Annotated in this window: 3 protein-coding genes; all 3 read left to right on the forward strand. The window is 75.5% G+C overall.

The annotated features are described in order from the left end of the window. Positions 1-41 precede the first annotated feature (41 nt). Complete coding sequence (locus tag DEJ50_RS06980; RefSeq protein ID WP_150206716.1) at positions 42-299, forward strand: acyl carrier protein; 258 nt, start codon at positions 42-44, stop codon at positions 297-299. Between the two features lie 11 nt (positions 300-310). After that, positions 311-2,647 carry a lantibiotic dehydratase gene (locus DEJ50_RS06985; RefSeq protein WP_150206717.1) on the forward strand — a complete coding sequence of 779 codons (2,337 nt, stop codon included), beginning with the start codon at positions 311-313 and terminating at the stop codon, positions 2,645-2,647. 643 nt (positions 2,648-3,290) lie between these two features. Beyond that, entirely contained in the window at positions 3,291-9,935 is a 6,645-nt protein-coding gene (locus DEJ50_RS35175; RefSeq protein ID WP_190344329.1) for a non-ribosomal peptide synthetase, read from the forward strand. Positions 9,936-10,159: the final 224 nt, after the last annotated feature.

Here is a 10,159-nt window from a genome sequence, read left to right on the forward strand (position 1 = left end):
TCATCCGCACATCCGTGCGACCTCAACCGGAGGAACCCGTCATGACCAGCACCGCGCAGCTCACCGGACCCGCCCTCACCGACCTCGTGGTGAGCATCTACCGGGAGACCCTCGGGGTCGCGGAACTCGACGAGAACAGCGACTTCTACGAGTGGGGCGGCGACTCGCTGTCCGCCTTCCGGATCACCGCACGGCTGGAGGAGACCCTGGGCGTGGAGGTACCGGTCGCACTGGTCTTCGCCTACCCCTCGCCCGCGGACCTCTCCTCCGTCGTCGAGTCCGACCTCGTCCAGGTGTAGGGCGGCCCGCCATGACCGACACCGACACCGACGACGTACGGCTGCCCGGCGGGCGCTGGCGGCTCTGGGAGCAGTTTGCGCTGCGCGGGGCCGGCTTCCCGGCCCCGGGGGTGCTGCGGCTGGCCCCCGACGGGCTGGCCTCGGCCGCCGACAAGTTCGAACCGGGCGAGCAGCTCGACGGGGACGGCTGGCGGGACTTCACCGGCCTGTTCGCCGAGGCCGCCGTGGAGACCGCGCACACCCTTCAGGACATCGCACGGATGCCGGCCTTCCGGGAGGCGGTGGCCTGGCAGAACCGCCCGGTCCTCCAGTCGGGGATCACCCCGTTCCTCAACTGGACCCCGACCGCCGCCGGCCGGACCAGCATGCCGCGCCAGCGCGAGGAGCTCGTCGCCCACTACTGGCAGCGGTTCTGCGTGAAGAACGACACCATCGGCTTCTTCGGCCCGGTCGGCTGGGGCCGCTGGGACCTGAGCGCGGCCGGGGTGACGGTCGACCCCGGCCGGGGGCTGATCGCCGGCTCGGAGGTGTACTTCGCCTCCTGGGCCATCGACGCACTCGCCGCGAGCATCGGCTCCGACCCGGCGCTGCGGGACTGGGTGGCGCCGCGCCGGGTGCCGTTCGTACGCCTTTCCGGCACAGAGGTGACGGTCCCGGGCCGGCCGGCCGCCGAGGTGTCCGACGGGGCCGCCGCCGTCCTCGGGCTGTGCGACGGGGTCAGGACCGCGCGGGAGATCCGTGCCGCGCTGCCCGCCGTCGACGTGTCCGCCGTACTGGAGGACCTGGTGGCCCGCCGCTGGGCGGTGTGGCGGCTGGAGATACCCGCCGACGCCCGGCCGGAGCGCTTTCTGCGGGCCTGGCTCGACCGGGTCGGCGATGCGGACCTGAGGCGGCCCGGGCTGGCGGCGCTGGACGCACTGGAAAGCGGCCGGGCCCGGGTGGCCGCCGCCGAGGGGGCCGACGAGCTGGTCGCCGCCCTCACCGCCCTGGAGGGCGAGTTCACCGCGCTCACCGAGACCGCGGCCGTACGGGAGAAGTCGGCCGGCACGGCGCCCTGCCGGGCGCTGGTGTACTCCGACTGCCGGCGGGCGGCGACGGCCACCGTGGGCGCCGCCGTACACGAGGCGCTGGCCCCGCTGGAACCGCTGCTCACCAGTGCGGGCTGGCTCACGGCCCGGCTGGCGGAACGGGTGATGGGCCGGGCGAAGGAGGTGTACGCCCGGCTGGCCGCGCAGGGCCCGGTCGATCTGGCCGCGTTCTGGTTCGCCTGTATGCCGATCCTGCACGGGGCCGCGCGGGAGGATGCCGCGGCGCTCCAGCGGGAGTTCCGGCGGCGCTGGGAGTCCGTCCTGGCGGCACCGCCGGATGCCCGGCGGGTCCGGCTGTCGGCGGCCGAGATCGCCGGCCCGGTCGCCGAACGGTTCGGCGGGCGGGCGGGCGACGGGGACGGGGGTGGCAACGGGGGTGGCAACGGGACTGCGGGCTGGACGGCCGCACGGTATCTCAGCCCCGACATCATGATCGCCGCGACCGGGGCGGAGGCCGTGGCCCGCGGTGACTTCGAACTGGTCCTCGGCGAGCTGCACATGGCGGCCAACACCCTGGGCGCCTCCCTGTTCGTCAACCAGCATCCCGAACCGGGGGAACTGCTCGGCCTCACCGGCCGCGACCACCCCGGCCCGCGGCTGATGCCGCTGCTGCCCAAGGAACACCGGTCCCGGCTCTCGGCCCGGATCCGGCACACCCTGGTCCGCGACGAGGACTACTACGTGGCCCTGGTCGACTTCACCTCCGATCCCGGGCGGCCCCGCACCGTGCTCAGTGCCGACGTCGCGGTCACCGAACGCGGCGGGGAGCTGGTGGTGGTGCTGCCCGACGGGGCCGAGTTCGCCGCGGTGGACGTGTTCTCCCATGTGTTGACCACCCTGGCCATGGACCTGTTCCAGATCCTGCCCGAGGAGGCCGCGCACGCCCCGCGGGTGACCGTGGACCGGCTCGTCGTGGCCCGCGAGACCTGGCGGCTGCCGGCCGCGGACATCTCCTTCGCCGAGGAGAAGGACGAGGCCCGCCGGTTCGTCCGGGCCCGGCAGTGGCGCGAACAACACCGGCTGCCGCGCTTTGTGTTCGTGGTGCTGCCGACCGAGACCCGGCCGTTCTACGTGGACTTCGACAGCCCGGTGTACGTCAACATCCTCGCCAAGGCGCTGCGCAGATTGGCCCGCAAGGACCCGGACGGGCGGGCCGTGATCACGGAGATGCTGCCGAGTCCCGAGCAGTCGTGGCTGACCGACGGGGAGGGGAACACCTTCACCTCCGAACTGCGGTTCGTGGCGGTGGACGAGGCGTAGCGGTGCGGTGGCGGCGATGCCGCCGCCCGGCGGGGGCGTGGCCCGGCGGGAGCGTGGCCCGGCGGCGGCCGGTACTGCCGCGGGCCGATACGGCCGCAGGCCGGCACGGCCCCAAGCCGGCACCGCCCCAAGCCGGCACGGCCGCAGGCCGATACGACCCCAAGCCGGCACGGCGGCGGGCCGATACGGCCGCAGGCCGGTACAGCCCCAAGCCGGCACGGCCGCAGGCCGGTGGAAGCCGCCCTGTGGGCCACGGCGCCCCGGTGCGGCGGCCGGCCGGTACGGCGGGCGCGTAACACGGCGCCAGGCCGGCACGGCGGCGGGCCGGTGGAAGCCGCCCTGTGGGCCACGGCGCCCCGGTGCGGCGGCCGGCCGGTACGGCGGGCGCGTAGCACGGCCCCAAGCCGGCACGGCCCCAAGCCGGCACGGCCGCGGCAGGGCCAGCGCGGCGGCGGGCCGGTGGAGGCCGCCGTGGGGGCCACGGCACCGCCGGGGCGTGGCGGCCGGCGCGCGCCCGCCGCCACGCCGTTGCGCGTTCTTCCGCGCGCGCCGCTGCGTCTTCTTCCCTACTGGGCCGCCTCCGCAGCCAGCAGGGTTGAGGAAAACACGCCGCGCTTGGAGGGGCACAGTGATGGTTGACCGGGTGGCATCGTTCGCACAGCGGAGGCTGTGGTTCCTTGACCAGCTCGCCGGGGGTTCCGCCGACTCCCTGCTTCCCCTGGCCCTGCGCATCCGCGGCACGCTCGACGTCCCGGCGCTCGAACGCGCTCTGGCGGGCATCGTGGACCGGCACGAGGTGCTGCGCACCCGGTTCGTGCAGGTCGACGGGGAGCCGGTACCGCGGGTGGATCCGCCGGGCGCCCTGGTGGTGGAGCGGGCCGAGGCGGCGGACGCGGAGGAGCTCTTCGACCGGGAACTGGACCGGCCGCTGGACCTGGCGACCGAGCACCCGATGCGGGTCACGCTGGCCCGGCTCGGCACCGGCGAGCACCTGCTGCTGATCGTGGTGCACCACATCGCCGTGGACGGCTGGTCCTGGGACGTACTGCTGCGCGAACTGGCCGCCGGATACCGCGGCGAGGAGCCGGCGGCGCCGGCCCTGCAGTACGCGCAAGTGGCCCGGGCCGAGGCGGAGCGGCTGACCGGGCCGCGGATGGAGCGGCTGCTGGGGTACTGGCGGGACCGGCTGACCGGGGTGTCCCCGCTCGCCCTGCCCGCGGACCGGCCCCGGCCGGAGTTCTGGGACGGCTCCGGGGACGTGGTCCGGTTCCACCTGCCGGCCGAGCTGGTCGGCGAGGTCGACCGGGTGGCCCGTGAGCACCGTGCGACCCGGTACATGCTGCTGCTGTCGGTGTACCAGGCGCTGCTGGCCCGCTACTCCGGCCGGTCCGACATCGCGGTCTGCACCACGCTGGCCGACCGCGGCCAGGCCGAGGTGGCCGGGGTCATCGGGCCGTTCGTGAACACCATCGTGCTGCGCACGGACCTGTCCGGGGAGCCGAGTTTCGCCGAGCTGCTGGGCCGGGTCCGGGGGCGCGCACTCCAGGACTTCTCGCACTTCGAGGCGCCGTTCGACCGGGTGGTCGGCGCGGTGGGGGCGGAGCGGGACCTGTCCCGGCACCCGCTCGCCCAGGCCTCGTTCACCCTGCTCAACACGGTTCCGGAGCCGGCCCGGCTGGACGGCCTGGACGTGGCGCTGGTCCGGACCCCGCTGCGCGGGACCCCGCTGGACGTGTTCCTGGACCTGGGCCTGGCCGCGGACGGCGGCATCGCGGCACGGCTCCAGTACGCGACGGCGCTGTTCGACGCGGACACCATGCGGCAGTTCACCGAGGGGTACGTGGGGCTGCTGCGGGCGGTGGTGGCCGAGCCGGACCGGCCGGTGGCCGAACTCGCGGCGCGGATCGCGCCGTTGCCTGGCGGCGAGCGGAGCCGGCTGATCGCGCTGGCCGGCGGGCCGACCGCCACGTCGCCGACCGCCACGTCGTCGGCCGCGGCGCCGCCGTTCGAGATCTCGGGCCAGGCGGATGCGGTGGCGCTGGTCTGCGGGGACGAGTCCCTGCGGTACGCCGAGCTGGACGCCCTGACCGGCGCGCTGGCGGCCCGGCTGGTGGCGGCGGGCGTGACCCCGGGCACCCCGGTCGGGGTGTGCATGCGGCGCGGGATACCGGCGGTGGCGGCGATGGCCGCGGTGTGGCGGGCGGGCGGCGTCTTCGTCCCCCTGGACCGCCAGCTCCCGCAGGACCGCCTCCGCTTCATGACGGCCGAAGCAGGAGTCGCCCTGGTCCTGACGGACCCCGACACGACCGCCCTGGCCACCACCCTCGGCCCGGCCACCCTCCTGCCGGAGTCCATGACCGCCGCCGGCGGCGCGAGCACCGCGGACGCGGGTACGGGCACCGGTGCCGTCGGTGCGGCCGGGCCCGCCCGAACGGGCGCCGCGGCAGCGGCCAGCGCCGCAGGCGCAGGCACCGCAGGGGCCACCGGCGCGGCCGGTGTGGCCGACTCGGGCACCGGTGCCGACGCGGCCGGCGCAGGCGCCGCGAGTGCGGGCGTGCCCGCAACGGTTGACGGCGGCGCCGGCGGGCCGGGCGCGGCGGTCGGGGGCGGTCACGCCAGCGGAGCCGCGGCGGCCGAGGGTGGCGCCGTGTCGGCCGGCGGGGCCACCGCATGGCATCGGGCCGCGCCCGAGGAGCTGGCGTATGTGATCTTCACCTCCGGGTCCACCGGGCGGCCCAAGGCCGTCGGCGTCGAGCACCGGGCACTGGACGCGCATGTCGCCGCCGCCCGGGCGGAGTTCGGGGTGACCGCCGCCGACCGGGTGCTGGCGTTCTCCTCCTTCTGCTTCGACGCCTCCTTCGACCAGCTGCTCACCGCGCTGGGCTGCGGGGCCACCGTGGTGGTCCGCCCGGACGAGCAGTGGCTGCCCGGCCGGATCGCCGAGGAGGTCCGGCAGCACGGCATCACCGTGCTGAACCTGCCGCCGACCTACTGGGCCGAGCTCGCCCACGCCCTCGACGACCGCACCGCCCCCGCACTCGCCTCCCTCCGCCTGCTGATCCTCGGCGGCGAGTCCGTGCCGGCCGGGGCACTGGCGGCCTGGCAGGCAGCGGTACCGCAGGCGCGCGTGTGCAATGCGTACGGTCCGACCGAGACGACCGTCACCGCCACCACCCACACGGCCGGCCCGGCCGACGGCGGCCCGGTGCCGATCGGCCGCCCGCTGGGCGGGCGCCGGGCGTACGTGGTGGACGCGTACGGCGAGCTGGTGCCCGAAGGAGTGCCCGGCGAGCTGCTGATCGGCGGGCCGGAGCTGGCCCGCGGCTATCTCGGGCAGCCGGCCATGACCGCGCAGCGGTTCGTACCCGATCCGTACGGCGCGGAAGCCGGCGGCCGGCTCTACCGGACCGGGGACCTGGTCCGGCGACTGCCCTCCGGGGAACTGGAGTTCCTCGGCCGGACCGACGACCAGGTCAAGATCCGCGGTTTCCGGATCGAGCTGGGCGAGGTGGAGGCGGTGCTGCGGGAGTGCCCCGGAGTGGTGGCCGCCGCCGTGGCGGTCGGGGTGGATGCCCAGGGCGGGCAGAGCCTCGCCGGATACGTGGTCCCGGGCGCGGACGGCGGAGTCGAGGCGGCCGTGCTGCGGGCCTGGTGCGCGGACCGGCTGCCGCACTACGCGGTGCCCGCGGACTTCGTGGCCCTGGACGCCCTGCCGGTGAACGCCTCGGGCAAGCTCGACCGGCAGGCCCTGCCCGCCGTGGCGGCCGGGGACCGCGACCGGGACCGGGCGGTGGGCGGTGCGGAGTTCGTCGCGCCGCGCGACGAGACCGAGCGGGTGGTCGCCGAGATCTGGGCCGAGGTGCTGGGCGTGGACCGGGTCGGGATCGACGACGGGTTCTTCGACCTGGGCGGGCATTCGCTGCTCGCCACCATGGCGGTGTCCCGGATCGCCGAGCGCCTCGGCCGGGAGGTTGAGCTGCGCACGCTGTTCGAGAACCCGCGGATCCGGCTGTTCGGCCCGCTGGTGGCCGCGGCCCGGGAAGCCGGTGCGGCCACGGTGGTGCCGGTGGACCGGTCCGGTCCGCTGCCGCTGTCCTTCGCCCAGGAGCGGATGTGGTTCCTGGACCGGATGTCCGATGTCGGCGACGAGTACGTGCTGTGGTTCTCCTGGCGGATGCGCGGCGGCCTGGACCGGGAGGCCTGGCAGGGCGCCCTCGATGCGCTGGTGTCCCGGCACGAGGCGCTGCGGACCGCCTTGGTGGAGGTGGACGGGCGGCCCGTCCAGCGGGTGGTCGGCGGGCTGGGCCTGCCGGTGGAGTGGCATACGGTGCCGGCGGCAGGGGCCGCCGAGCCGGCGGCCGGGGGCGAGACGGGCCGGCTGGACCTGGTCCGGGAGCAGGCGGTGGCCTTCGCCACCCGCCGGTTCGACCTGGCCGCGCCGCCGCTGCTGCGGGCCGGGGTGTGGGAGCTGGGGCCGGAGGACCATGTGTCGGTCATCGCCTTCCACCACGTGGCCACCGACGGCTGGTCCAAGGACATCCTGATCGGGGAGCTGGCCGAGGGCTACCGGGCCCGGCTGGCCGGCCGGGAGCCGGAACTGCCGCCCGTGCCGGTGCAGTACGGGGACTTCGCCGTGTGGCAGCGCGACCGGCTGGCCGCCGGCGGGGTGCTGGACCGGCAGCTGGAGTACTGGGAGCAGACCCTCGCCGGGGTTCCGGTGCTGGAGCTGCCCACGGACCGGCCGCGGCCGGCCGGCTGGTCGGGCCGGGGCGCCGCGGTCGAGCTGGACCTGGCGCCGGAGCTGGCGGCCGGGCTGGGCGAGCTGGCCCGCCGGTACGGGGTGAGCCGGTTCACGGTCCTGCTGGCGGTGACCCAGCTCGTGCTGTCCCGCTGGTCGGGACAGGAGGACGTGGCGGTGGGCACGCCGGTGGCGGGCCGCGGACAGCTGGAGCTGGAGCGGCTGGTGGGGCTGCTGGTGAACACCGTGGTGCTGCGCTCCGATCTGTCCGGTGAGCCCTCCTTCGAGGAGTTCCTGGGCCGGGTGCGGGAGTCGGTGCTGGGGGCCTTCGACCACCAGGAGGTGCCGTTCGAGCGGCTGGTGGAGCAGCTGCGGCCGGAGCGGGACCCGTCCCGGAACCCGCTGTTCCAGGTGATGTTCGACGTACAGGAGTCCGCGACCGGCGGTCCGCGGGTGGAGGGGCTGGAGGTGGAGCACTTCCTGCTGCCGTGGGGGTCGGCCAAGTTCGACATGACGGCCACCTTCCTGCTGTATCCCGACCGGTTCGCGCTGAACGTGGAGTACGCGAGCGATCTGTTCGACGCGGCGACGGTCACCCGGTTCGCCGGGCATGTGGGCCGGCTGCTGGAGTCGGTGCTGGCCGATCCGTCGACCCCGGTGGGGCGTCTGGAGCTGCTGTCGGCCGCCGAGTACGAGGAGCTGACCGCGCAGCCGGGCGGCGGGTACGAGTCCGGGCCCGGGTCCGGCGGACAGGTGGCGGAGGTGCCGCCGTTCGAGGTCTGCGGTGACGATCCGGATGCGGTGGCGCTGGTGTGCGGGGAGGACTCCCTGCGGTACGGCGAACTGGACGCCCTGACCGGTGGCCTGGCCCTGGCGCTGACCGGGGCCGGGGCGGGCCCGGAGGTGCCGGTGGGGGTGTGCCTGCGGCGCGGGGTGCGGTCGGTGGCGGCGATGGCCGCGGTCTGGCGGGCGGGCGGCGTGTACGTGCCGCTGGACCCTCAGCTTCCGGTGGACCGGCTGCGGTACATGGTCGAACGGGCCGGGGTCCGCTGCGTGGTCGCCGATGCGGGCACGGCGGAGCGGGCGGCCGGGCTCGGGGTGCCGGTGGTGTCCGTCGACACGGTACGGCCGGCGCCCGACGCGCCGCGGCACGTACCCGATCCGCGGGAACTCGCCTGCGTGATCTTCACCTCGGGTTCCACCGGCCGCCCCAAGGCGGTCGGGGTGGAACACCATGCAATGGCCGCGCATGCGCTGGCCGCGCGGGAGCAGTTCGGCATCACCGCCGCGGACCGGGTGATGAACCTGGCCTCGTTCTCCTTCGACGCCTCGCTGGAGCAGATCCTGCCCGCGCTCGGTGCGGGTGCCGCGGTGGTGATCCGGCCCGACGAGGTGTGGACGGTGGAGGAACTCGCCGCACAGGTGCGGGCGGAGGGGGTGACCGTCATGGAGGCCACCCCGTCGTACTGGGAGGAGATCATTGCGCGGCTCGACGGGGTGGCGGGCGATCTGAAGAGCCTGCGGCTGGCCGTCACCGGCGGTGAGACCCTGCCGTCGGCGCCGCTGGCCCGCTGGTTCGCACACCTGCCGGACGTACCGTTCCAGAACACCTACGGGCCGACGGAGACGGTCATCTCGGCCAGCTCCTATCTGGTGACCGGGCCGGTCGAGGGGCGGGTGCCGATCGGCCGGGCCTGGGGGGCGCGCCGGACGTATGTGGTGGACGCGCACGACCGGCTGGTGCCGGTCGGGGTGCCGGGTGAACTCCTGGTCGGCGGACCGGAGTTGGCCCGCGGCTACCTGGGGCAGCCGGCGCTGACCGCGGAACGCTTCATCCCGGACCCCTTCGGCGGTGCCGGGGGTGGCGGCGGCCGGCTGTACCGTACGGGCGACATCGTCCGCCGGCTGCCCTCGGGGGAGCTGGACTTCCTCGGCCGGACCGACCACCAGGTCAAGATCCGCGGGTTCCGCATCGAACTCGGCGAGGTGGAATCCGTACTGGAGCAGTACCCGGGGGTGCATGCGGCGGCCGTGCTGGTGCGCGAGCTCCGCGGGGACCGGGCGCTGGTCGGGTACGCGGCCGGGCAGGGGGCGGGGCTGACCGCGGAGGCGCTGGCCGCGCACTGCGCGTCCGTGCTGCCGGGTTACATGGTCCCCGCGGCGTTCGTCCTGCTGGACGAGCTGCCGCGGACGGTGCAGGGCAAGCTCGATGCGGCTGCCCTGCCGGATCCGGAACTGCCGGCGGCGGCGGAGTCCGTGCCGCCGCGCACCCCCACCGAGGTGGTGACGGCCCAGATCTGGGCCGAGGTGCTCGGGCTGCCGGAGGTCGGCATCCGGGACGACTTCTTCGCCCTCGGCGGGCACTCCCTGCGCGCGGTGGCCGTCGCGTCCCGGCTGCGGGCCGCGTTCGACTGCCCGGTCCAGGTACGGGACCTGTTCGACCACCCGACGGTGGAGCGGCTGGCGGTGGAGGTGGAACGCCAGCTGGTCGCCCTGATCGCGGACATGAGCGACGACGAGATCGACCTGTCCCTGACGGCGGACTTCTGACGACGGCCATGGCCTCGGCGGCCGGCTCGCGGTACGGGGGCCTGGCCCGACCGGGCTCCGGCCGGCAGCCGGCCCGCGGCCACGGCGACCGGCCCGCGCTCCGGGGACCGGCCAGGCGGCTACCGGCCGACACAACGGGCCCAGCCCAAGGCCGCACCGGCCACAGCCGGTCGGTGGCCACGGCAGCTGGACCGCGGCTCCCGAGGGAGCCGAGGACCGGCTCC

Origin of the sequence: Streptomyces venezuelae, assembly GCF_008642295.1 — a bacterium.
Taxonomy (GTDB): Bacteria; Actinomycetota; Actinomycetes; order Streptomycetales; family Streptomycetaceae; genus Streptomyces; species Streptomyces venezuelae_C.

What these genes read in the sequence shown, in the direction of transcription:
- DEJ50_RS06980 (WP_150206716.1), top strand. Translation starts at nt 42, where the DNA reads ATGACCAGCACCGCGCAGCTCACCGGACCCGCCCTCACCGACCTCGTG.
- DEJ50_RS06985 (WP_150206717.1), top strand. Translation starts at nt 311, where the DNA reads ATGACCGACACCGACACCGACGACGTACGGCTGCCCGGCGGGCGCTGG.